This is a genomic window from Streptomyces sp. Je 1-79, from assembly GCF_025195125.1.
GTDB lineage: Bacteria > Actinomycetota > Actinomycetes > Streptomycetales > Streptomycetaceae > Streptomyces.
In genome coordinates this window covers 34,548-57,454 of sequence record NZ_JAMGSL010000018.1, presented here as the reverse complement: position 1 = coordinate 57,454, position 22,907 = coordinate 34,548, and the positions used below count along the sequence as shown (strand labels likewise).

The 22,907-nt window shown below is 73.1% G+C and carries 24 protein-coding genes; 10 read left to right on the top strand and 14 right to left on the bottom strand.

Translation table 11 applies throughout. From position 1 onward, the window contains the following. Positions 1-56: 56 nt before the first annotated feature. Positions 57-1,709, bottom strand: coding sequence for an MFS transporter (locus M5362_RS29965; protein WP_260230957.1), 1,653 nt, complete (start codon positions 1,707-1,709; stop codon positions 57-59). Positions 1,710-2,114: 405 nt separating this feature from the next. Between M5362_RS29965 and M5362_RS29960 the strand changes: the two genes are divergently transcribed. Continuing rightward, a complete protein-coding gene (locus M5362_RS29960) occupies positions 2,115-3,152 on the top strand; it encodes a phosphatase PAP2 family protein (RefSeq protein WP_260230956.1) in 1,038 nt (345 codons plus the stop codon). Positions 3,153-3,214: 62 nt separating this feature from the next. Here M5362_RS29960 and M5362_RS29955 read toward each other — a convergent pair whose 3' ends face one another. After that, positions 3,215-3,418: a proteinase inhibitor I78 gene (locus M5362_RS29955; RefSeq protein ID WP_260230955.1), complete on the bottom strand. Its 204-nt coding sequence runs from the start codon at positions 3,416-3,418 to the stop codon at positions 3,215-3,217. A gap of 329 nt (positions 3,419-3,747) precedes the next feature. Here M5362_RS29955 and ctaD point away from each other — a divergent pair, with 329 nt between their 5' ends. Then, positions 3,748-5,442, top strand: a complete 1,695-nt coding sequence (gene ctaD / locus M5362_RS29950; RefSeq protein ID WP_260230953.1) for a cytochrome c oxidase subunit I — start codon at positions 3,748-3,750, stop codon at positions 5,440-5,442. On the opposite strand, the gene M5362_RS29945 is transcribed toward ctaD, so the two are convergent. The 4 genes from M5362_RS29945 to M5362_RS29930 form a co-directional block, all read right to left on the bottom strand. After that, positions 5,399-6,367 carry a YafY family protein gene (locus M5362_RS29945; RefSeq protein ID WP_260230952.1) on the bottom strand — a complete coding sequence of 323 codons (969 nt, stop codon included), beginning with the start codon at positions 6,365-6,367 and terminating at the stop codon, positions 5,399-5,401. The two genes, ctaD and M5362_RS29945, sit on opposite strands and share 44 nt — an antisense overlap. Positions 6,368-6,445: 78 nt before the next feature. Then, a complete protein-coding gene (locus M5362_RS29940) occupies positions 6,446-7,723 on the bottom strand; it encodes a glycosyltransferase family 4 protein (RefSeq protein ID WP_260230951.1) in 1,278 nt (425 codons plus the stop codon). Positions 7,724-7,804: 81 nt separating this feature from the next. Then, positions 7,805-9,094, bottom strand: coding sequence for an ABC transporter substrate-binding protein (locus tag M5362_RS29935; protein WP_260230950.1), 1,290 nt, complete (start codon positions 9,092-9,094; stop codon positions 7,805-7,807). After that, positions 9,072-9,578, bottom strand: a complete 507-nt coding sequence (locus M5362_RS29930) for a hypothetical protein (RefSeq protein WP_260230949.1) — start codon at positions 9,576-9,578, stop codon at positions 9,072-9,074. The genes M5362_RS29935 and M5362_RS29930 overlap by 23 nt, the downstream gene beginning before the upstream one ends. Positions 9,579-9,708: 130 nt before the next feature. Here M5362_RS29930 and M5362_RS29925 point away from each other — a divergent pair, with 130 nt between their 5' ends. From M5362_RS29925 to M5362_RS29915, 3 genes are read left to right on the top strand one after another with little or no spacing between them, the layout of a single operon-like run. Continuing rightward, positions 9,709-10,107, top strand: coding sequence for a hypothetical protein (locus M5362_RS29925; protein ID WP_260230948.1), 399 nt, complete (start codon positions 9,709-9,711; stop codon positions 10,105-10,107). Continuing rightward, entirely contained in the window at positions 10,095-12,740 is a 2,646-nt protein-coding gene (locus tag M5362_RS29920; RefSeq protein ID WP_260230947.1) for an ATP-binding cassette domain-containing protein, read from the top strand. Before M5362_RS29925 ends, M5362_RS29920 begins: the two co-directional genes overlap by 13 nt. Then, positions 12,737-13,393 carry an ATP-binding cassette domain-containing protein gene (locus M5362_RS29915; protein ID WP_260230946.1) on the top strand — a complete coding sequence of 219 codons (657 nt, stop codon included), beginning with the start codon at positions 12,737-12,739 and terminating at the stop codon, positions 13,391-13,393. The genes M5362_RS29920 and M5362_RS29915 overlap by 4 nt, the downstream gene beginning before the upstream one ends. On the opposite strand, the gene M5362_RS29910 is transcribed toward M5362_RS29915, so the two are convergent. Further along, entirely contained in the window at positions 13,377-13,934 is a 558-nt protein-coding gene (locus M5362_RS29910) for a transglycosylase family protein (RefSeq protein WP_308354923.1), read from the bottom strand. The two genes, M5362_RS29915 and M5362_RS29910, sit on opposite strands and share 17 nt — an antisense overlap. 193 nt (positions 13,935-14,127) lie before the next feature. Between M5362_RS29910 and M5362_RS29905 the strand changes: the two genes are divergently transcribed. Continuing rightward, the gene (locus M5362_RS29905; protein ID WP_260230944.1) at positions 14,128-14,910 is read left to right on the top strand and encodes a hypothetical protein; all 783 of its coding nucleotides are present in this window, start codon (positions 14,128-14,130) and stop codon (positions 14,908-14,910) included. Between the two features lie 179 nt (positions 14,911-15,089). After that, the gene (locus M5362_RS29900) at positions 15,090-15,365 is read left to right on the top strand and encodes a hypothetical protein (protein WP_261366650.1); all 276 of its coding nucleotides are present in this window, start codon (positions 15,090-15,092) and stop codon (positions 15,363-15,365) included. Positions 15,366-15,454: 89 nt separating this feature from the next. On the opposite strand, the gene der is transcribed toward M5362_RS29900, so the two are convergent. From der to M5362_RS29870, 6 genes are all read right to left on the bottom strand, one after another. Then, positions 15,455-16,903 (bottom strand): ribosome biogenesis GTPase Der, encoded by a 1,449-nt coding sequence (gene der / locus M5362_RS29895; RefSeq protein WP_260230941.1) that lies wholly within the window; start codon positions 16,901-16,903, stop codon positions 15,455-15,457. 70 nt (positions 16,904-16,973) lie between these two features. Then, positions 16,974-17,687 (bottom strand): 1-acyl-sn-glycerol-3-phosphate acyltransferase, encoded by a 714-nt coding sequence (locus M5362_RS29890; RefSeq protein WP_260230940.1) that lies wholly within the window; start codon positions 17,685-17,687, stop codon positions 16,974-16,976. Continuing rightward, entirely contained in the window at positions 17,615-18,328 is a 714-nt protein-coding gene (gene cmk, locus M5362_RS29885; protein WP_260230939.1) for a (d)CMP kinase, read from the bottom strand. The genes M5362_RS29890 and cmk overlap by 73 nt, the downstream gene beginning before the upstream one ends. A gap of 163 nt (positions 18,329-18,491) precedes the next feature. Next, entirely contained in the window at positions 18,492-19,580 is a 1,089-nt protein-coding gene (locus M5362_RS29880) for a prephenate dehydrogenase (RefSeq protein ID WP_260230938.1), read from the bottom strand. After that, entirely contained in the window at positions 19,577-19,939 is a 363-nt protein-coding gene (aroH, locus tag M5362_RS29875; RefSeq protein WP_260230937.1) for a chorismate mutase, read from the bottom strand. Before aroH ends, M5362_RS29880 begins: the two co-directional genes overlap by 4 nt. 124 nt (positions 19,940-20,063) lie before the next feature. Beyond that, the gene (locus M5362_RS29870) at positions 20,064-20,486 is read right to left on the bottom strand and encodes a YidB family protein (protein WP_260230936.1); all 423 of its coding nucleotides are present in this window, start codon (positions 20,484-20,486) and stop codon (positions 20,064-20,066) included. Positions 20,487-20,593: 107 nt separating this feature from the next. Here M5362_RS29870 and M5362_RS29865 point away from each other — a divergent pair, with 107 nt between their 5' ends. From M5362_RS29865 to M5362_RS29855, 3 genes are read left to right on the top strand one after another with little or no spacing between them, the layout of a single operon-like run. Then, complete coding sequence (locus tag M5362_RS29865; RefSeq protein WP_260230935.1) at positions 20,594-20,929, top strand: DUF952 domain-containing protein; 336 nt, start codon at positions 20,594-20,596, stop codon at positions 20,927-20,929. A 45-nt stretch (positions 20,930-20,974) separates the two neighbouring features. Continuing rightward, a complete protein-coding gene (locus tag M5362_RS29860; RefSeq protein ID WP_260230934.1) occupies positions 20,975-21,454 on the top strand; it encodes a Rieske (2Fe-2S) protein in 480 nt (159 codons plus the stop codon). A gap of 10 nt (positions 21,455-21,464) precedes the next feature. Further along, positions 21,465-22,154: a nucleotidyltransferase domain-containing protein gene (locus M5362_RS29855; RefSeq protein ID WP_260230933.1), complete on the top strand. Its 690-nt coding sequence runs from the start codon at positions 21,465-21,467 to the stop codon at positions 22,152-22,154. Here the strand turns inward: M5362_RS29855 and M5362_RS29850 are convergent. Next, positions 22,134-22,901 carry a nucleotidyltransferase domain-containing protein gene (locus M5362_RS29850; protein ID WP_260230932.1) on the bottom strand — a complete coding sequence of 256 codons (768 nt, stop codon included), beginning with the start codon at positions 22,899-22,901 and terminating at the stop codon, positions 22,134-22,136. The genes M5362_RS29855 and M5362_RS29850 overlap by 21 nt on opposite strands. Positions 22,902-22,907 lie beyond the last annotated feature (6 nt).

The following is a 22,907-nucleotide window of genomic DNA, read 5'->3' as shown; positions in this document are numbered from 1 at the left end:
GCTGGGGGATGCTCACCGGCTCACCGGCCGCCGCCGGCCGGCTCCGCCGGAAGGCGTCACGACCGGTGGGCGCCCTGCCCGGCACTCCGCGAGGTCGAGCCGGCCGGCTCGACCGGCTCGCGGGTGGCGGGCACCCGCACGTCGGCCTGGGCCACCAGGTCCTCCGGATCCACCATGCACTCCATCACGCGCGGCAGCCGCAGTGCCATCAGCGCACCGAGCAGCAGCAGCCCCGCGCTGACGAACAGCGTCACGTGCAGTCCGTCCACGAAGGCGTGCCGGGCCGCGTGGTACAGCGCGGGGCCGGCCGAGCCGCCGAGCCGGTCGGCGATCTGGTACGCCTCGCCGAGCGAGTTCGCCGCGGCCTGGCTCGCGGCCGCCGGGACCCCGGGGACGTCGGCGAGGCCGGGGGCGTACGCCGCGTTCATCACGCTGCCGAGCAGCGCGATGCCCATGCCCGCGCCGAGCTGGTACGAGGTCTCGCCGATCGCCGCCGCGCCGCCCGCGCTCTCCGGCGGGGCCTCGCTGAGCATCGACTCGTACGCCGAGAAGAGGGTGGTCTGGAGCCCGAAGCCGAGCAGCACGAAGCCACAGGTGAGCAACGCGGGCCGGTCGTGCTGGCCCATCATGACGAGCAGCAGTACGGCGGCGGCGGTCAGGACGAAGCCCCAGCCGACCATCCGCCGGGGCCCGATCCGGCGCAGGCTGTACGAGCCGGTGGCACCGGCCGCCATGGCGGCGAAGGTGAGCGGCAGGAGCCGCAGCCCGGTCTCCAGCGGGCTGAGCCCGAGGACGAGCTGGAGGTACTGGACGGCGATCAGCTCCAGGCCGACCAGGGCCAGCATGGCGAGCACGATGCAGCCGACGGAGGTGGTGAAGGCGGCCCGGGAGAAGAGCCGCATGTCGATCAGGGGATGCGCCCGGCGCTTCTGCCGCCGTACGAAGAGGATGAGCAGCGCCGCGCCGATGAGCAGCGGTGCGCTGGTCGCCGGCGCGAGGAGGTTCTCGCCCGCGCCGATCCGCTTCACCCCGAGGACGGCGCCGAGCACACCGGCCGCGGCCATCAGGGCGCCGAGGACGTCCCAGGGGCCGTCGGCGCGCCCCTTGGACTCGGGCAGCAGCCAGCGGCCGAGCGGCAGGATCAGCGCCATCAGCGGGATGTTGATCAGGAAGACCGAGCCCCACCAGTAGTGCTCGACCAGGAAGCCGCCGAGGACCGGCCCGGTGGCGGCGCCGATCGCGGCGACGGCCGTCCAGATACCGATGGCGGTGGCGCGCTCGCGCCGGTCGGGGAAGACCGCCCGGAGGATCGAGAGCGTGGCGGGCATGATCATCGCGCCGCCGACGCCGAGGAGGGCGCGCGCGCCGATCAGGACCCCGGGGGCGGTGGCGAGCGCGGCGACCGCGGAGGCGACGCCGAACAGTCCGTACCCGAGCAGCAGCACCCGTCTGCGGCCGACCCGGTCACCCAGCGTGCCGAAGAGGATCAGCAGCGAGGCACAGATCAGCGGATAGGCGTCGACGATCCAGAGCAGCGCGGTGGAGCTGGGGCGCAGGTCCTCCGTGAGGGAGGGGACGGCGACGTGGAGAACGGTGGCGTCCAGTGCGACCAGCAGCAGGCTGACGCAGAGGACGACGAGGACGACCCAGCGGTTGGCACCGCCGCCGGCGGCGCGGAGTCGTGCTCCGGCCGTGATCGTCCGCTGCATGTACGTACCTCCCAGTGAAGCCCTCGCGCTCGGCGGGCACCGGCCGGGTTTCGGGTCCCCGGGGCGGCCCGGCATCGACGGGCGAGTGAGCCGTCAGCGTACGCGAGTTCAAGGCCCGAGCGCGTGGTGCAGCTCTCACCCCGGCGGGCCGCCGCGTGTGGCGTACGCCACTCCGCCCGCGCCGCGCGGCGACCCCCATTCCGCCGCACAACCGTTTGACGCATTTCCCCGGCGTGCAAACAGACTTCCGGAAAGCCACCCCGCGGCAATAGGGCGGAAGGTCATCGGATTCTCCGACAGACGCCAGGGATAAACCCCCGACTGAGACCTACTCCACATCACATCGTCATCACGAAGACACCGGATCGACCAAGGTCGACACTCACTCCCTGTAACGTCGATTGGGTGCGTACCGACATCTTTGCCCGGCTGGACCGGGAGCCGGAACCGCCGAAGATAGAGGTCCCGCGGATGACCCGCACGCGTCTCGCCCTCTTCGGCGGGACGCTGGCGTTCTATCTCGCCATCGTCGTGGCCGTGCTGCTCTCGACCTGGCTGGTGACCCTCGACTGGAAGATCATGCTCTTCCGGCCCTATCAGCAGTGGCCGGACCTGCATGCCTTCCTCGACTACTACGTCGTCCTCGGCCAGCGCGGCCCGACGGCCGTGATGGTGGCGGCCTGGCTGGGCTGGCGCTCCTGGCGCCAGCACACCCTGCGGCCACTGCTCACCCTCGGCGCCGCGCTGCTCCTGCTCAACGTCACCGTCGGCGCGGTCAAGCTCGGACTCGGCCGTCTCGGTCCCCACTACGCGACGCAGATCGGCTCGGCCGAGCTCTTCGCGGGCGGCGATATATTTCCGTCCGGCCACACCGCCAACGCGGTCGTGACCTGGGGCATCCTGGCCTATCTGGCGACCACCCCGCGGGCCCGGCGCTATCTGTCGGCGCTCTCCGCCGTGGTCGCGCTCGGCGTCGGCCTGACCACCGTCTACATCGGTACGCACTGGCTGAGCGACGTGCTGCTCGGCTGGGCCGCGGGGCTGCTCATCCTGCTGGCGCTGCCCTGGTGCGAGCCGCTGATCAGCCGCGTGGAGGCCATGGTGCTCAGCGCGCGCGACCGGCTGCGCGAGCAGCTGCGGGCCCGCCGCAGGCTGGTCCCGTCGCTGCCCGTCGCGACCGGTGGGCCGCGTCCTGCGATGTACCCGCAGCGTCCGGCGACGGCCGAGGAGCCGGTCCGGGAGATCATCGGCGCCCGCAGCGGGCGGGCGGGCGCCCCGCGCGGCGACGGCCGTCTCAACCCGCCGCTCACCGCCCCGCGGTCGCACCCGGCGCACGCCGGACACGCGGGACACGCCGGGCACACCCCGCGCTCGGAGCGGACCCCCGTCACTCCGGCCGGCAGCCGCCGCCCGCCGCACTCGCGGCCGCTCACGGGCGGCTGAGAGCACAGGACCGCACGAGGAAGGGCCCCGGCGGCTGCCGGGGCCCTTCCTCGTGTCGGTGCCTAGCCGAGCCAGCAGCGCGTGACGGTACCTTCCGTCACCTCGAAGTTGATACGGCTCTCCAGGTACTCCATCGTGATGATCGAGCCCGGAGGCAGGGACCGGACCACGCTCCAGCCGTGGTCGCGGGCGAGCCGTTCGGCCTGCTCCTGGTCGAGCCCCACATAGTCTTCCGGCGGTACGGGGAACGTCGGCTTGGGTGTCATGTGGCTCACGTTAGTCCCTTACCGGTCACGCTTGTGTCACAGCTTCTCGACATATGTTTGACACGAGCACCGTCACTCGAAAGGGCAGTTTCCGGCCCATTCTCCGGTAATTCCAGGCCCCCCACGACGGTGCGGGCGAGGGCTTCCGGAATTCCTTCCCACGCCCTGGTCAGGGGAATTCAGGTCCGAGCGACTTCCTCTCGGTATTCACGATTTCCCCGCATGACGCGCACACGATCGGCCGACCGGAGCAGCGCCGCCGGCCGCCTCCCGCCTCCCCGCCCCGCGAGCGCGCATCATGTCCGGACGATTCGGAACCGGAGGCATCGATGGGCATCGACACCGCGCACGCGGCCGTCGAATCACCTCGTCAACGGCATGGGCGGGTCCTGATCGACTGGCTCACCACGACGGACCACAAGAAGATCGGGCACCTCTACCTGGTCACCTCGTTCGTCTTCTTCCTGGCCGCCGGGGTGATGGCGATGCTCATGCGGGCCGAGCTGGCCCGCCCGGGACTCCAGCTGATCGACAACCAGCAGTTCAACCAGGCGTTCACGCTGCACGGCACGATCATGCTGCTGCTCTTCGCGACGCCGACCTTCGCCGGTTTCGCCAACGAGCTGGTGCCGCTCCAGATCGGCGCCCCCGACGTCGCCTTCCCGCGGCTGAACATGTTCTCGTACTGGCTGTTCCTCTTCGGCGGCCTGATGGTGATCGGCTCGCTGCTGGTGCCGAGCGGGCCCGCCGCCTTCGGCTGGACCGCCTACGCCCCGCTCAACAGCCTGGAGCGCTCCCCCGGCATCGGCCCCGACCTGTGGATCATGGGGCTCGCGCTCTCCGGCTTCGGCACGATCCTCACCTCGGTGAACTTCCTGGCGACGATCGTCGGGATGCGGGCGCCCGGCATGACGATGTTCCGGATGCCGATCTTCACCTGGAACATCCTCTTCACCGCGATCCTGGTCCTGATGGCCTTCCCGGTGCTGGCGGCGGCGCTCCTCGTCCTGGAGTCGGACCGGCGTTTCGGCTCGCTGGTCTTCCAGCCGCAGAACGGCGGGGCGCTGCTGTGGCAGCACCTCTTCTGGTTCTTCGGCCACCCCGAGGTCTACATCATCGCGCTGCCGTTCTTCGGGATCGTCAGCGAGATCATCCCTGTCTTCGCCCGCAAGCCGATCTTCGGCTACGCGACCCTGATCGCCGCCACCATGGCGATCACCGGGCTCTCGGTGGTCGTGTGGGCGCACCACATGTTCGCCACCGGGGCGGTGCTGCTGCCCTTCTTCTCCCTGCTGTCGTTCCTCATCGCCGTGCCGACCGGGGTGAAGTTCTTCAACTGGACCGGCACGATGCTCAAGGGGTCGCTCTCCTTCGAGACCCCGATGCTCTGGTCGGTCGGCTTCCTGGTCTCCTTCCTCTTCGGCGGGCTGACCGGCGTCATCCTCGCCTCGCCGCCGATGGACTTCGCCGTCACCGACTCGTACTTCGTGGTCGCCCACTTCCACTACACGGTCTTCGGCACGGTCGTCTTCGCGACCTTCGCCGGGTTCTACTTCTGGTGGCCCAAGTTCACCGGCAGGATGCTCGACGAGCGCCTCGGCAAGGTCCACTTCTGGACCCTCTTCGTCGGTTTCCACCTGACCTTCCTCGTGCAGCACTGGCTGGGCGCGGAGGGCATGCCGCGGCGGTACGCGGACTATCTGGACGCCGACGGGTTCACCGCGCTCAACACGGTGTCGACCCTCGGCGCGTTCCTGCTCGGCGCCTCCACCCTGCCGTTCCTGTACAACGTCTGGCTCACCGCCAGATACGGGAAGAAGATCGAGGTGGACGACCCGTGGGGGTTCGGCCGCTCCCTGGAGTGGGCGACGTCCTGCCCGCCTCCCCGCCACAACTTCGACGCCGTCCCGAGGATCCGCTCCGAGTCACCGGCCTTCGATCTGCACCACCCGGAGTTCGTCGCCTACGAGCGGATGCGGATCAGCGCTCCGGGCGCTCGACAGCGCGGGAAAGCCGGTCCCTGAGCGTCCGGACCCAGTCGTTCAGCTCCGTCGGGGCGACGACCTCGAACTCGAGCCCCAGCATCAGCACGTGGACGACCATGCCCGCCAGGCTGCCCGCCCCCGTGCGCAGCAGACAGGCGGCGTCCCCGTCCGGCTCCAGGACTCCGTCCATGGGCCCGACGACCGTGGCGGCCTCGGCGAGCGGCACGTGCAGCCGGATCGTCGCCTCGGCCGCGTAGGCCGCCCCCGCCACGCCTTTCGCGACATACGCGGCCAGGTCCTCGGCGGGCGGCTCGCGGGGCGGGAAGCGGGGGCCGTGGGGCGGCCTGGGATCGATCCGGTCGGCCCGGAACGTACGCCAGTCGGCCCGGTCCACGTCCCAGGCGACCAGGTACCAGCGGCGTTCGGTGCAGACGAGCCGGTGCGGTTCGACGGTGCGGCGGGTCGCGGTCCCGCCGTGGTCGCGGTACTCGAAGCGGAGCCGCTCGCCGTCCCGGCAGGCGTTGGCGATGTCGGTGAGGACGGCCGGGTCGATCTGGGTGGCCGGGGTGCGCAGCATCGGCACGGTGAAGGCGTTGAGCGTGCTCACCCGGCGCCGCAGCCGGCCCGGCAGCACCTGTTCCAGCTTGGCCAGGGCGCGTACGGAGGCCTCGCCGATGCCCTCGACGCCCTGGCCGGCGGCCGTGCGCAGCCCGACCGCGACGGCGACGGCCTCCTCGTCGTCGAGCAGCAGCGGCGGCAGCTCGGCCCCCGCGCCGAGCTGGTACCCGCCGCCCGTGCCGGGGCTGGCGTTGACCGGGTAGCCGAGCTCGCGCAGCCGGTCGACGTCCCGCCGTACGGTCCGGGTGGTCACCCCGAGCCGGTCGGCGAGGTCGGACCCGGACCATTCCCGATGGGCCTGCAGCAGCGAGAGCAGGCGCAGAAGCCGTGCGGACGTCTCCAACATGGGGGCGAGTCTGCCAGCAGTCGCGGACAGCCACGGTCCTCGATTCCCGCCCGTGGCGCCACCGGTCCGGGCCCGGGGTCAGCGGAAGCGGCGGACGAGGACTCCGATCCGGCGCTTCAGCTCGTACACGGCGTCGACGAGGGTGCCGGCCGCGCGGTGGCCGGCTTCGCGGAGCGGCCCGTGGGTGCGGCCGCTCGTGCCCCGGGCGACGAGTTCGGACCAGATCTCCTCGTGCCGGGCCGCGATGCGGGCCGGGTCGAAGCGTTCCGCGGCGGTCAGCGCGGCCCGCGCGGTCTTGGCGCGCAGTTCGTCGTCCTCGACGAGTTCGAGCAGGGCCCGGGCGACGGCGGAGACGTCGTCGACGGGCACGAGGCGGCCGTCGACGCCGTCCTCGATGATCTCGCGGGGGCCGTACGGACAGTCGGTGGAGACGACCGGCAGACCACAGCGCATCGCCTCGACGATGGTCATGCCGAAGGACTCGCGCCGCGAGGTGACGGCGGCGATCGAGCCCTTGGCCCACTCCGGCTCCATCGGGTTGGCGGTGCCCATGAGGAAGACGTTCTCGCCGAGTCCGAGCTTGTCGATCTGCCGGGCGAGCGCCTGCTTCACGTTGCCGAAGTGGTCGCCCGTGCCGTAGATCCGGAGCTTCCAGTCCGGGTGCGCCGCGGCCACCTCGGCGAAGGCCTCGACCAGCACGTCGTACCGCTTGACGGGGGTCAGCCGGCCCGCCGCGACGACGACCTTCGAGGCGGGGTCGGCGGGCGGGACGCTCGGCGCGGGCACGCTGTTGGGCACCGCGTCGATCCGTACGCCGGGCAGCCGCAGCCGGGCGCGGTAGGAGCGGGCGTCGGCCTCGGTGACCGTGGTGACGGCGTCGAGGACCGCGTACCGGTGGGCGATCTCACGGCGCAGCCGGTAGGTGTGGCCGTCCAGGATCAGGTGTTCCTGGCCGACGAGGACCGGGCCGCGGCGGGTCTGCCGCGCGAGGTGGACGTTGAGGCCGGGGCGGGTCGACACCACCACGTCGGCCTCGACGGACGCCAGATGGGCGCCGATCCGGGCGTCGGTGAGCGCGCTGTACTGCTTCCACCGGCCGTCGCCGCGCGGAAAGACCCTGGCCGGCCGGGAGATGTCGGGGTGCTCGCCGTCGTAGTCGGGGCTGTCCTTGCGCAGGTCCACGAGGTGACGCAGGGTCACACCGTCGGGGACGCTCAGGATCGGCGCGTTCCGGTGCCGGAAGACGGAGACGATCTCCACGTCGTGACGCTCGGCGAGGGCCTGGGCCAGGGTGAACGTCGTCCGGATGGTTCCGCCGATGTGGTAGGCGTTGTGAAGCAGAAACGAGATGCGCATCGGGCTGGCGGTTCCCCCCGGTCAATTGGTCGGTCGCTGGCGACTGTACGCCCTGACCTCGTCCGGTTCACGGCCGGTGGCTCAGGGCCGGTAGCCGAGTTGGGGGACGGTGGCGCAGTTCGTGTTCATGTCGCCCTGGCTGACCCATCCCCGTCCGTCCTGCCAACGGGCCACGGACAGACAGGTGTCACGGGTCTTCGGCGGTTCGGCGAGCTTCTCGAAGCGTACGGGCAGCAGCAGTCCGCGGGCGGTGTACGGCTCCGGCCGGTTGAGGAACTCCTCGACGCAGGCGCGGCTGAGCCGGTCCCCGCACGAGAGCGCCGCGTCCGTGAACCACATGGCGGCCGCCCAGCCCTCCAACTGCCACTGGGAAAGCGGGCGATCGCCCATCGCCGCCCGGAACTCCCGGACGGCCGGCTGCCCGGTGTCCTCGTAGTTCCGGCTGGAGCCGGTGGCGAAGAGCGAGGCCCGGCAGCCGGGTGAGTCGGCGTAGTCGCGCGGCACGGTCGCGTTCCAGTTCTGGACGTTGGTCACCTTGGCGGTGACCTTGACGCCGAGCTCCTCCATCGCCGCGCAGAGCCGGGCGTTGCCGTGGGTGTCCATGGCGTCGAAGACGAGGTCGGCGCCCTGGGCCCGCAGATCGGCCGCGACGGCACGGAAGTTGGGCAGGGCGAAGTCGACCTGCTCCTCGACGACCCGGTAGCCCTCGGCCCGCAGCCCGTCGGAGATCAGCCGGGCGTACGCGGTCGAAGCGGCCTGGTTGTAGGCGACGACCGCGGCGGTACGGGCGCCGTGCTCGCGTGCGAACCAGCGGTAGACCTCGGTCCCGCCGTACAGGACCCCGCCCCAGCCGGGCGCCGCGCCGGTGCGCGGGGCCAGGCTGCCGTAGATCCCGTACAGATGCGGATAGGTGTCGTACGCCGGGGTGAGCGGCTGTCCCCCGATGTCGGGAACGCCGGCCCTGGCGACCAGTGGGGCCCCGGCGTAGTCGAGGGCGGTGGTGGCGACCAGGGCGAACACCTTCTGCTCGTCGATCAGCCGGTGCACGCACTCGTTGTTGCCGACGCCGCTGCCGCCGTCGTCGCAGGTGACGACCTCGACCCGGCGTCCGTTCAGCCCTCCGCGGGCGTTGAGGGCGTCGAACCAGGCGCGGGCTCCGTCGCGCGGGCCGGAGAACGCGTCGCCGCCGACGGGGCTGGTGGCGCTGGTGATGATGCCGATCTTGAGCGGCTCACCGCCGGAGGGGAAAGTGGCGGTGGGCCGCGTCTCGAACGCGCGCTCCGGGAGCCGGCTGCCGCACGCCGTGGTCAGGGCGAGCAGCGCGGCCAGGAGCAGCGCCCCTGTCCACTCAGCAACCCGGAACGGTCGCACCGCTGAGCTGTGCCAGGCCGCACAGGGTCTTCAGGGACACCTTCCAGGTGTCCTCCTGGAAGACGGACGTGCCCCGGGAGTCGGGCACGGCCGGGGCCCCGGAGACCAGCAGGTCGTAGGTCACGTTCGCGTCGTTCGGCGAGGTGAACTCGATCCCCTTGACCTTCGCCGTGGCCGCGGACGCGGCCTGGTTGCCCAGGAGGGCTTCGAGGGCCGGCCGCATCTGCTCGCCGTTCTCCAGCAGCTCCGCCCGCTCCGCCACCGGGGTGTCGGGGTCGAAGAAGGTGGTCCAGTTCTCGGTGATCTCCGCCCGGGCGGCGGCCGGGTCGTCCGGTTCGGTGGCGGCCGTCTCGGTCGCCGGGGCGGCCGAGTCGCCGTCGTCGCTCCCGCAGCCCGCGAGGACGGGCCCGGCCACCAGAACCGAGGCGGCCGCCAGGGCGGCGATACGAGAGCGGGAGCGTCCACCGCGTCGCTTGAGAACCATCTGGCTCACCACCGGGTGTCCGTCGGGGCCGAGCGGCCCGATGATTCCAGGGTGAGCCGGTTCCGGGCATAGTGCAAGGAAGGGAACATCAGGGGCGAGTCGGTCGGGGGGCTGAGGTGAGGGAGGTCCCGTGCCGGCATCCCGGGGACTGCTGTGGGCCGGTGTCGCGGCGGCGGCTGGGGGCGCGGTGCTCTGCGTCCTGGGCTGGTACGGCATCTCCGGCGAGCGCTTCGCGGAGCGGCAGCTGCCCTATCTCGCCTCGTGCACGGTGCCGGGAGCGGCACTGATCGTGGCCGGGGCGGTGCTCGTCGGGGCGGCGGGCCGGCTTCCGGTGCGCAGGCCCACGCCTGCCGCCGGGACCCCGGAGGACACGGCCCCGCCCTCCTCGGACGAGCCCCCGGTCCGGGTACCGGGCGGGACGCTCGCCCACCGGCCCGACTGCCCGCTGGTGGCGGGCCGGGCGGATGCCGAACCGGCGGGGGACGCCGAGCTCGGCGCCTGTCCGGTGTGTGAGCCGTGGCCTCGCTGACGTACGACCTCACCCTCGCCGGACTGGCGGTCGGCAGCGCCGCCGCGCTCACCGGCATCGGGCTGATCGTCACGTACCGCGCGACCGGCGTGCTCAACCTGGCGCACGGGGCGATCGCCATGGTCTGCGCGTACGTCCTGCGGCAGCTGGTGGTCGAGTGGGGCTGGCCGCTGTCCCTGGGCGCGCTGGTGACGCTGGTCGTGGTCGCGCCCGGGATCGGCCTGGTCCTCGACCGGGCCGTGTTCCGGCCGCTGGCGCTCCTCGGCTCCAACCCGGCGCAGACCCTGGTGGCCTCCATCGGCGTCTTCGTCCTGCTGGTGGGCGGCGCGGCCCTGGTGTGGGGCACCGGGGCGCGCGCGGACGCGCCGGTGCTGCTCGGCGACGACCCGTGGACGCAGCTCGCTGCTGTGGTCCTGCTGGCCGTGGCGGTGGGGGCGGTGAATCGGTGGACCCGGTTCGGGCGGGAGCTGCGGGCGGTGGTGGACAACCGGCCGCTGGCGATGCTGGGCGGGATCGACGCGGACCGGGTGTCGGCGGCGGGATGGGCGTTCGGCGCGTTCACGGCGGGTCTGACGGGGGTGCTGCTCGCCCCGTACGTACGGCTCGACCCCTACGGGATGCCGCTTCTCGTCGTCGAGGTGATCGCGGTCGCGGTGGTGGCCCGGATGCGGAGCCTGCCGGTCGCGGTGGTGACGGCCCTGGCGCTCGGGGTGGCGCAGGCGCAGCTGACCCGTCTCCACCCGGAGGGGTGGGCGGGGCCGCTGGTGCAGGCGGTGGGGGCGAACCTGTTCGTGCTCGCCCTCCTTGTGGCCGCGCTGGTCCTGCCGGGGGTCGGGGGGCGCGGCCAGGACGCGCTGCCGCCGCCGGCCGTCGAGCCCCGGACCCCGCGGGGGGTGTGGCTCACGGTCGGCGTGCTCTTCCTGCTCCCCCTGGGCCTGGCCGGTACGGATCTGCACACGGCGATCCAGGTCCCGGCGCTCGCGATCGTGCTGCTCTCCCTGGTGGTGGTGACGGGCCGGGGCGGGCAGATCGCGCTCGGGCAGGCGGCGTACGCGGGTCTGGGCGCGTTGTTCACGGCGCTGCTCGCGGCGGGCGGCCTGCCGGAGCTGCCGGCGCTCGGGCTGGCCGTGGTCGTCGTGGCCGCGCTGGGCCTGGTCACGGGCTGGCCGGCCATCCGTCGGCACGGCCTCGCGCTGGCGCTCGCGACGCTGGCGGTCGGGGTGGCGGTGAGCCGGTTCGTCTTCGCGCAGCCGTACGCCACGGCCGGCCTGGAGCTCGGGCGCCCGGCGGGCTTCACCGACGACCGCCTTTTCTACGCCCTGGAGCTCGTCGTCCTGGCCGGCTGCCTCGTCCTGGTCGCCGCCCTGCGCCGGGGCCGCACGGGCCGGGCGCTCGCCGCCCTGCGCGACCACGAGGCGGGCGCGGAGGCGTCCGGGGTGCGGGTGGGCCTGCTCAAGATCCTGGCCTTCGTCCTGGGCGCGGCCCTGGCGGCCCTGGGCGGCGGCCTCCTGGGCATGGGCCTGCGCGCCTTCGACCCGGAGGCCTACGACCCGGTCCGCGGCCTCCTCTGGTTCGCCGCGATCATCGTCCTGGGCGCCGACAGCCTCCTCTCCCCGCTGGCCGCGGCGGCCCTCCTGGTCGGCCTGGACGCGGGCACGAGGGGCGGCGTGGCAGCGGCCGCGATCGGTGTCCTGGCCGCCCTGACGGGCCGCATCCCGCCCCTGACGTCCTGGCTGCCCACCCGCCGGGCACCGGCCCCCGCCACCCACGCGCCACGGCCCACCGGTGGCCCCGCGCGGACGCCGACAGCCCCCGCCGACGCGGTACGACCCACGGGTGGCCCCACGCGAGCACCGGCACCCGCCACCGGCGCGCCACGACCCACCGGTGCCCCCGCGCCTTCCCCGCCCAGCGGTACGCGCGGGGGGAACACCGGGCCGGACGGAGTCCGGCCGCGCCCCCGCCGGCCGGCACCGGCCCCGGCCCCGGCGCGGCTCCGGGCACATCGCCTCACCCTCACCTACCCCGGCGGCCTCACCGCCCTCACCGACGTCACCGTCGCCCTCGCCCCCGGCCGCGTCACCGCCCTCGTCGGCCCCAACGGCGCCGGCAAGAGCACCTTCTTCGACTGCCTCGCCGGCACCCTGCGGCCCACCGACGGCCGGGTCACCCTCGACGGCGCCGACATCACCGCCCGCCCCGCCCACGCCCGCACCCGTCTCGGCGTCGCCCGTTCGTTCCAGCAGCTCGCGGTCTTCCCCTCCCTCACCGTCGAGGACAACGTCCGCCTCGGCGCCGAGCAGGGCCACGTCCACTCCCCCGCCACCGCCGAACAGGCCCTCCGCCTCCTCGGCCTCTCCGGCCCCGTCCGCCACCACCCCGCCGCCGACCTCCCCACCGGCACCCTCCGCCGGGTGGAGCTGGCCCGCGCCCTCGCCGGCGGACCGCACACCCTGCTCCTCGACGAGCCCTCCGCCGGACTGGACGCCGCGGAGACCGCCGCCCTCGTCCGGATCCTCGCCGCCCTCGCCGCCGACGGCCTCGCCGTCCTCCTCGTCGAGCACGACCCGGACCTCGTCGCCGGCGTCGCCCACACCGTCCACACCATGGAAGGAGGCCGGATCGTGTCATGAGCGTCGAGATCGCCCTGCGCGCCGCCCGCGTCCGCTACGGCCCCCTGGAGGCCCTGCACGGCCTCGACCTGCCCGTCCCGTCCGCGACCGTCACCGTCCTCGTCGGCCGCAACGGCTCCGGCCGCACGACCGCCCTGCGCGCCCTCGCCGGCACCGTGCCCCTGGCCTCCGGCCGGGTCGTGTGGGGCGGCGCGGACGTGACCCGCCTCCACGCCCACGCCCGGGCACGGCGCGGACTGTGCTTCGTACCGGATCTCCGGGCGGTGTACGCGACGCTCACCGTCGCCGAGAACCTGGACCTCGCCCCCGGGGACCGGGAGCGGGCCCTGGCGGCCTACCCCGAACTGGTGCCCCTGCTCGCGCGCCCGGCCGGCACCCTCTCCGGCGGCGAGCGCCGGATGCTCGCGCTCTCCCGGGCCCTGCGGACGCCCGCCCGCGTGGTCCTGGTCGACGAGCCGTCCCTCGGCATGTCGCCCGCGGTCTCCTCGCGTACGTACGGGCTGCTCGCCGCCCTCGCCCGCCAGGGCGCCGCCGTCGTCCTCGCCGAGCAGCGGCCCCCGCCCGGGCTGCCGCCCGGCACGCTGCTGCACGAACTGCGCCGCGGCTCCCTCGCGTTCAGCGGGGAGGCCGCCGAGTTCACCGCAGGGCGGTGAGCGGTGAGATTCGCAGCATCGTTCCGACGAGGAGCCGGTCCGGATCGGCCCCCACGGCGCTCCGGTTCGCCTGGTACAGCGCCTGCCAGCCGCCCGCGATCCCGAACCGCCGGGCGACCGAGCTGAGGGTGTCGCCCGGCTGGACCACGTGCGCCCGCCCGCTCAGTCCGTACCGCTTGGAGCAGACCGGCCAGGCCCCCCACCCCTGCGTGCGCAGGACCGCCTCCGCGACCGTGATCTGCTGCGGGCGGGTCGCCAGGTCGGCCCGCTTCGCGTAGCGCAGCCCGCCGTGCTCCTCCCAGGTCGGCTGCCAGAACTGGAGGCCGCCGTAGAAGCCGTTCCCGGTGTTGATGTGCCAGCGGCCGCCGCTCTCGCACTCGGCGACGCAGCCCCACGGCCACTGGTCCGTGGCACAGGCGTAGGCGGGGAGGGAGGCGGGCCGGACCGGCTCGTGCGCCGCCCGCGCCTGGGCCGGTGCCGGAACGAGGGCCATCAGCGCCGCGGCGGACGCACCGGCCGCCCACAATCTGATCTTCGACATCGCGGCAGGCTAGGCAGTGGACGGGCGCCCGCTGCCGTGCCGCGCGGGAGGAGCCGCATCACCCACCCGGTCGGAGTCACACAAGTTGCCGGACCCGAACGCGTGACCCCGGCCGAGCCTTCCCCGTTGAACTCGTCATGAGACGAGCCGGGAACCGCCCGGCGTCGCACGTACCGAGTCCAGGGAGCCCCCCGTGCCGCGCATGCTCGACGTCAGCGAGGACGTACGCGCCGAGATCGGCGACGAAGAAGCGGACCGGCTGCTCGCCGGCGACAACGCCCCGGGCAGCTACGACTGCACCTCCTGCCGCACGCCGGGCGACTCCGACCAGGAGCGCACGAGCACGGTGCTGTTCGTCGGCGAGGAGACCGCCGTCCTGGCGTTCGCCCACGCCAGCTGCATCCCGTCCCAGGTGGTCAAGGTCGCCGAGGAGCAGCTCCAGGGCGCCGTCCGCTCCATCGCGGCGACGGACGCGGCGGACGAACTGAGCGCCGCCCACCCCGAGCAGGCGGTGCTGGGTGTCACCAGCGGACTCGTCCTGATCGAGGGCGAGCTGCACCCGGCCCTGGTCGTCGAACCGACCGCGCCGGTCGCCCGCCCGGGCTCGGACGGGCTGAGCGACGAGTTCCTGCCGCTCCTGATCGAGCAGGGCTTCCAGCCGATCGCCGACGTGAACCAGAGGCCGGGCACCCTCCCCGGCTGGTCCGTGCTCGTGGCCATGGGCCAGCTGCACTCCGTGCTCCAGCCCGGCACGGGCGGCAGCGGCCAGGCCGCCTGGTGGCAGGCGCACCAGCCGCTCCAGGTCACCGAGGGCTGGCGCGCGGCGGCCAACAAGTCGCACACGGTCCTGGTCTTCGCCGCCCCGGTCGGGTCGATCGGCCAGCAGCCGCGCGAGGACCTGCTGCGGGACGCCCTGGAGAAGGCCGCGGTCAACGGCCGGCTGGTCGCCGCCGCGATGCCGCTGGCGGGCACGTGACGGAGCACGGGCGGGCCGGAACGGAGCCGCGGTACGTCCGCGTCGGTCCGGCCGTCCCCCGGCCCCGGCGGCCGTCTCTTTCCGAGAGCCGCCCGCATCCGACGGAGGGCGGGGTCGTTGGCACGTACGTGCACACTTACGACCCACCCCGCCAGCCCTATCCGAGTCCGATCCCGTCCATGCGTCCGGCGCAGGACGTCGCGGCAGGCGAGTCGACCACGCCGATCTACGACGCGCTGTACTCGGAGTACCGCCGGTCCTTCCGCACTCTCCCGGGTGATCGCAGCGGCGAGGAGGATCTGGCCTTCCGGGCCTTCGGGACGCCGGTGGGCACGGGTCTGTACGGAAGCCACGGACACCGGCACACGGCGCATCCGGTGGCGTGGTCGGCGCAGCACCACGTTCCGGCGGCTCTCCCGGCCGCCCTTCCGCCGGGACCACGCAGAGGGCTGTAGGACCCGCGGAACACGCGTGAACGGCCGAGGGCCGGGGCTCACCGCCCCGGCCCTCGGCCGTTGTCACGTTCCGGACGACGTCCTCGGAACTACTTCTTGCGGCCGCGCTTCTCGCGGACCCGGACCGAGATGTGGATCGGCGTGCCGTCGAAGCCGAACTCCTCGCGCAGCCGGCGCTCGACGAAGCGGCGGTAGCCGGCCTCCAGGAAGCCGGAGGCGAAGAGCACGAACCGGGGCGGCTTGGTGCCCGCCTGCGTACCGAACAGGATGCGGGGCTGCTTGCCGCCGCGGACCGGGTGCGGGTGGGCGGCGACCAGCTCGCCGAGGAAGGCGTTCAGCCGGCCCGTGGGGACACGGGTCTCCCAGCCGGCGAGCGCGGTCTCGATGGCCGGGACGAGCCGGTCCATGTGACGGCCGGTCTTGGCGGAGACGTTGACCCGGGGAGCCCACGCGACCTGCTGCATCTCGGTCTCGATCTCGCGCTCCAGGTAGTAGCGCCGCTCCTCGTCGAGCTCGTCCCACTTGTTGTACGCGATGACGAGCGCACGGCCCGACTCGACGGCCATCGTGATGATGCGCTGGTCCTGGACCGAGATGTTGTCGGTGGTGTCGATGAGGACGACCGCGACCTCGGCCTTCTCGACCGCGGCGGCGGTGCGCAGGGAGGCGTAGTAGTCCGCGCCCTCCTGGAGGTGGACCTTCTTGCGGATACCGGCGGTGTCCACGAACTTCCAGGTCTTGCCGCCGAGCTCGATCAGCTCGTCGACCGGGTCGCGGGTGGTGCCCGCGAGCTCGTTGACGACGACGCGGTCCTCCTTGGCGACCTTGTTCAGGAGGGAGGACTTGCCGACGTTCGGGCGGCCGATCAGGGCGATCCGGCGCGGGCCGCCGATCGCGGTGCCGAAGGTCTGCGCGGGGGCCTCGGGCAGGGCCTCCAGGACGGCGTCGAGCATGTCGCCCGTGCCGCGGCCGTGCAGCGAGGAGACGGGGTACGGCTCGCCGAGGCCCAGCGACCACAGGGCGGTGGCGTCGGCCTCGCCGGAGGGGCCGTCGACCTTGTTGGCACAGAGCACGACGGGCTTGCCGGCGCGGCGCAGCAGCTTGACGACGGCCTCGTCGGTGTCGGTGGCGCCGACCGTGGCGTCCACGACGAAGACACACGCGTCGGCGGCCTCGATGGCGTACTCGGCCTGGGCGGCGACGGAGGCGTCGATGCCGAGCACGTCCTGCTCCCAGCCGCCGGTGTCGACGACCTTGAAGCGGCGGCCGGCCCACTCGGCCTCGTAGGTGACGCGGTCGCGGGTGACGCCGGGCTTGTCCTCGACGACGGCCTCGCGACGGCCGATGATCCGGTTCACCAGGGTCGACTTGCCGACATTGGGGCGGCCGACGACGGCGAGCACGGGGAGCGGGCCGTGCCCTGCCTCCTCGATCGCGCCTTCGACCTCCTCGATGTCGAAGCCCTCTTCCGCGGCGAGCTCCATGAACTCCGCGTACTCGGCGTCGCCAAGTGCCCCGTGGTCGTGCTGGTCGTTCATGAAGTCCGTTCCTTGATCATTCGTGGTCGGTGGGTCCCCGAGCCCCGGGGCCCACTACTCAGAGTCTCGCTCAGCGCCCGGTGAGGCGCCTGGCGTCCTTCAGGTGGGCGGTCAGCCGCTCCTGAATACGTACGGTGGCGTCGTCCAACGCCTTGCGGGTGCGCCGGCCGCTGCCGTCCCCGGCCTCGAAGGCCTCGCCGAAGACGACGTCGACACGGCTGCGCAGCGGGGGCAGTGCCTTGACCAACCGTCCGCGGCGCTGGGAACTTCCCAGAACGGCCACCGGGACGATCGGCGCCCCGCTGCGGACGGCGAAGTAGGCGAGGCCGGCGCGCAGGGAGGCGAAGTCGCCCTCGCCGCGGGTGCCCTCGGGGAAGATCCCGAGGACGCCGCCGTTCTCCAGGACCGCGAGGGCGTTGCCTATCGCCTTGCGGTCGGTGCTGTCCCGGTCGACCTTGAGCTGCCCGATGCCCTCCAGGAAGGGCCCGAGGGGCCCGACGAAGGCTTCCTTCTTGATGAGGAAGTGCACCGGGCGGGGGGCCGTGCCCATGAGCATGGGGCCGTCGATGTTGTGCGCGTGGTTGACGGCGAAGATGACGGGTCCGGCGGCCGGCACCCGCCAGGCGCCGAGGACGCGCGGTCTCCACAGGCCGTACATCAGCCCGATGCCGATCCCGCGCCCGACGGCGGCACCCTTCGCGGAGGGTTCGGTCACTGCGCGGCCGCCCTCTTCTCCGTGCTGTCGGCCGCGCTCCGCCGGTCCTCGACCAGCGTCACGACGCATTCGACGACCTGGTCGAGCGTGAGGTCGGTGGTGTCGACCTCGACGGCGTCGTCGGCCTTGGCGAGCGGGGAGGTCTTACGGCTGGAGTCGGCCGCGTCCCGCTTGATCAGGGCCTGCTGGGTGGCGGCCACGTCGACGCCCTTGAGCTCGCCGGAGCGGCGGGCGGCGCGGGCCTCGGGGGACGCGGTGAGGAAGATCTTGAGGTCGGCGTCCGGCAGGACCGTGGTGCCGATGTCACGGCCCTCGACGACGATGCCGCCCTTCGCCTCCTTGGCGATGGACCGCTGCAGCTCGGTGATACGGGCCCGCACCTCGGGAACGGCGCTGACGGCGCTGACCTTGGAGGTGACCTCCTCGGTACGGATCGGCCCGGCGGCGTCGGCGCCGTCGACGGTGATCGTCGGCCGGGCCGGGTCGGTGCCGGAGACGATGAACGGCTTGGCGGCGGCGTTGGCGACGGCCTCGGCGTCGTCGACGTCGACACCGTTGCTGATCATCCACCACGTGATCGCCCGGTACTGCGCGCCGGTGTCCAGGTAGCTCAGCCCCAGCGTGGCGGCGACCGCCTTCGAGGTGCTCGACTTGCCCGTGCCGGAGGGCCCGTCGATGGCGACGATCACGGTTTCCACGGTGGGGAACACCTTCCTGGGGTGAGCGGTGCGGCCTCGCGGACATGCGCGGCCTACACAAGGTTACCGAGTCCCAGGAACCCATTCGGCCGAGCGGTCGCGGACCGGGGCGGGCGGAGCCCCCGCCGGGGGGTGGTGTGAGGAAGGGCGGGCGCATCCGCCCCTCCCGTCACCGTCACCCCGTCCTGAGCGCCCAGCCCCTCTCCCTGAGGGCCGCGCCGAGGGTGGGCGCCGCCGAGGGCTCCACCATCAGCTGGACCAGACCCGCCTGCTGGCCGGTCGCGTGCTCGATGCGGACGTCCTCGATGTTGACGCCCGCCCGGCCGGCGTCCGCGAAGATCCGGGCCAGCTCGCCGGGCTGGTCGCTGATGAGGACGGCGACGGTCTCGTACTGCGCCGGAGCCGCGCCGTGCTTGCCCGGGACCCGCGCGCGCCCCGCGTTGCCGCGGCGCAGGACGTCCTCGACGCCGCTGGTGCCCTCCCGGCGCTTGTCCTCGTCCGCGGACTGGAGCGAGCGGAGCGCCCGGACCGTCTCGTCGAGGTCCGCCGCGACGCCGGAGAGGATGTCGGCGACCGGACCGGGGTTCGCCGACAGGATCTCGACCCACATGCGGGGGTCGGAGGCGGCGATCCGGGTGACGTCACGGATGCCCTGGCCGCACAGCCGTACCGCCGTCTCGTCCGCCTCCTCCAGGCGGGCGGCGACCATCGAGGAGACGAGCTGCGGGGTGTGCGAGACGAGCGCGACCGCGCGGTCGTGGGCGTCCGCGTCCATGACGACCGGGACGGCGCGGCAGAGCGCGACCAGCTCCAGGGCCAGGTTCAGGACCTCGGTGTCGGTGTCGCGGGTCGGCGTGAGGACCCACGGCCGCCCCTCGAAGAGGTCCGCGCTGCCCGCCAGCGGCCCGGAGCGCTCCTTGCCGGACATCGGGTGCGTCCCGATGTAGGCGGTGAGGTCGAGCCCCAGCCCCTCCAGCTCCCGCTTCGGGCCGCCCTTGACGCTCGCCACGTCCAGGTAGCCGCGCGCGACGCCCTCCCGCATCGCCGCGGCCAGCGTGGTGGCCACGTGCGCCGGGGGTACGGCGACGATCGCGAGGTCGACGGGCCCCTCGGGCGCCTCGTCCGTCCCGGCGCCGAGCGCCGCCGCCGTACGCGCGCGGGCGGGGTCGTGGTCGCGGAGGTGGACGGTGATGCCGCGCCCGGCGAGCGCGAGGGCCGCCGAGGTGCCGATCAGGCCGGTTCCGATGACGAGGGCGGTTCTCACTGGGCGATGTCCTTGCGCAGGGCGGCCGCGGCACCGAGGTACACGTGCGCGATCGCGGACTTGGGCAGCTCCGACTCGACGTGTGCGAGGAGGCGTACGACCCTCGGCATGGCACCCTCGATGTCCAGCTCCTGTGCGCAGATCAGCGGCACGTCGACGATGCCGATCCGGCGGGCGGCCGCGGCCGGGAAGTCGCTGTGCAGATCGGGCGTCGCGGTGAACCAGATGCTGATCAGGTCGTCGGCGGTGAGCCCGTTGCGCTCCAGGACGGCGGTGAGCAGCTCCTCGACCTGCTCGTGCATGTGTCCGGCGTCGTCCCGTTCCAGCTGGACGGCGCCTCGGACCGCTCGTACCGCCACGTCATGCTCCTTGTCCGACCTGCGAATCCTTCGAAAGTGCTCGGATCAGCCTAGTCAGCCGTGCGGACACGCCGTCGCGGCGACCGCCCTCCGAGACGAGGGCGGCCGCCGCACGTGGCTCGGGTCACAGGTTCTGCTTGCGGATGAGGTCCTCGAGGGATTCCGTGGGCACCTGTCCGGCGGGGGTCAGCTTGTCCACGGCCTGCGGCAGGACCTGGGCGATCTGGTCGGCGGCCTCGGTCGTGCTGACACCGGCGTCGGCCGCGACCTGTTGCAGGGTCGAGTCCGGCAGGGCCTGGGCGATCTGCTCACCGCTGACGGGCTGGTTCTGACCGGCGCCGATCCAGGACTGGGCCTGGTCGGCGAGGCCCGACCTGGTCAGCATGTCCATCAGACCGCCGAGGGGGTTGCCGCCGTCGGCGCCGCCCTTGCCGGCCATCAGCGCGCCGAGCAGCGAGCCGAGGATGTTCCCGCCGCTGCCGCCCTGCCCGCCTGCGGGGCCTCCGAGGAGACCTCCGAGGAGGCTGCCGAGATCGTTTCCTGCCATCGTCCTGCCTTTCGTCCGGTACGGAACACGGTCAATGTCACCCAGTCCGGACCGTGCCGCCACTCGGCGTATCCGGCGGTCACGGGAGACGCGGTAGAACTGTCGGCATGCTGCTGCACGTGGTACCGCTGGACGAATGGTCCGCCGATCCCGACCGCCCCTACGCCCCGCCCACCCTGGCCTCCGAGGGATTCGTCCACTGCTCCCCGGACGAGACGGCGGCGCTGACCGTCGCGGACGCCCACTACCGGGATGTGCCCGGTCCGCTCCTGGTGCTGGTCCTCGACGAGACCCGGCTCAGCGCCGAGGTGCGCTGGGAGGGGTCGGAGGACGTGCTCTTCCCGCACGTCTACGGGCCGGTCGAGAGGGCGGCCGTGACCGCGGTGCTGGAGGTGCGCCGGGACTCCGACGGCCGTGCGAGGGAGCTGACGCCCTGGGTCTAGGCGTGTTGCGGACCTCGGCCCGGGCGCGCGACCAAGCTGTACGGCATGACTCCAGAGACCACGCCCCGCCGTACCGTGCTGCTGGCCGGTGCGGGTTCCGTCGCCGCCCTGACCGCCGGCTGCGGCTCCGACGGCGACTCGGACGGCGGTACGACCACCACCCCGGCGGCCACGGACACCGGCACGGACACCGACACGACGTCGGAGCCGGAGGCCTCCGAGGCCTCGGAGCCCGGCGGGGAGGAACTCACCGAGACGGCCGACATCCCGGTCGGCGGCGGCACGATCTTCAAGGAGGAGAAGATCGTCGTCACCCAGCCGACGGCCGGCGACTTCAAGGCGTTCTCGGCGATCTGCACCCACCAGGGCTGCATCGTCGCCAAGGTCGAGAACGGCACGATCGACTGCGCCTGTCACGGCTCCAAGTTCCGTATCACGGACGGCTCGGTGGTCAACGGACCGGCCACGCGCCCGCTGCCGGCCGAGCAGATCACCGTGTCGGGGGAGTCGATCACCCTCGCGTAGCCTGGCCCGCATGACTTCGGCAGACCTGGTGCGCGACCACACGATCTACTCCTGTGTCATGGGGTCGCGCGCCTTCGGTCTGGAGACCGAGGACAGCGACACCGACCGCCGGGGCGTCTTCCTCGCCCCGACGCCGCTCTTCTGGCGTTTCGACAAGCCGCCGGCGCATGTGGAGGGACCCTCGCAGGAGCAGTTCAGCTGGGAGCTGGAACGGTTCTGCGAGCTGGCGCTGCGCGCGAACCCGAACGTCCTGGAGTGTCTGCACTCCCCAGTCGTCGAGCACATCGACGACACCGGCCGCGAACTGGTCGCGCTGCGCGGGGCCTTCCTCTCCCGCCAGGCGCACCAGACCTTCGTCCGGTACGCCGGCGGGCAGCGCAGGAAGCTCGACGCGGACGTCCGCCAGTACGGTCATCCGCGCTGGAAGCACGCGATGCATCTGCTGCGGCTGCTGATGAGCTGCCGCGACCTGCTGCGCACCGGCGAGCTGACCATCCACGTCGGCACCGACCGGGACCGCCTCCTGGCGGTGAAGCGCGGGGAGGTCCCCTGGGCGGAGGTCGAGTCCTGGATGACCCGCCTCACCGAGGAGGCGGACGCGGCGGCCGCCGGCTCCCCGCTGCCGGGCGCCCCCGACCACGCCCGCGTCGAGGACTTCCTGATCCGCGCCCGCCGCGCGTCAGCCTTGCGCGCCCTGTAGCCGGACCCGCACGACGAAGTCGTCCAGGGCCTCCAGCGCCCCCGGGGCCTCCCCGAGCGCCGTCGTCGCCTGCGCGGCGTCCAGCACCCCGTGCAGCGCCTCCACGTCCTCCCGGACGCGCCCGAGGTCCACCGCGGCCCGCCCGTGCTCGGCCGCCGCCTTCGCCTCGATCAGCTCCCCGACGTACGCGGGGGCCTCGGCGACCTCTCCGACGAGCGTGGGCAGATGGGCCTGGACCTCGCCGGAGCGCATCAGATGGATGCCGGTGAGCAGCGCCCGGAGGGTGTAGAGCAGGGGCTTCAGCTCCTCGGTCTTCTCGAAGAGGCGCCACTGCGTCCCCGCGAACCCCCGGTAGTGGTGCGCGTGGTGGCCGGTGAGCACGCGCGGCGCCAGGGAGACCAGCTCGGCGTGGGCGTCGGAGGTGTGGACGACCAGCGGGGAGAGCAGCTGCTCCAGCACGTAGCCGTTGCGGCGCAGCATCAGCCGGACGAACTTGCGCACGTCGTGCGTGACGAGGTCCATCTCCACGCCGTCCCGGTCCCACATCCTGCTGCGCGTCTCCTCGGGCTCGCGCAGCCCGATCAGCCCCTCCACCGGCAGCCGGTGGGCGCCGCGCAGGTCCACGTCCGAGTCCCGCGACGGGAATCCGTACAGATGGGCGCCCGAGACGGTGGCGAAGACCAGGGGATCGGGCTGCTCCGCGACGACGGCGGAGAGGTCGACTTCGGGTACGAGAGTGACGGTCATGGCCAC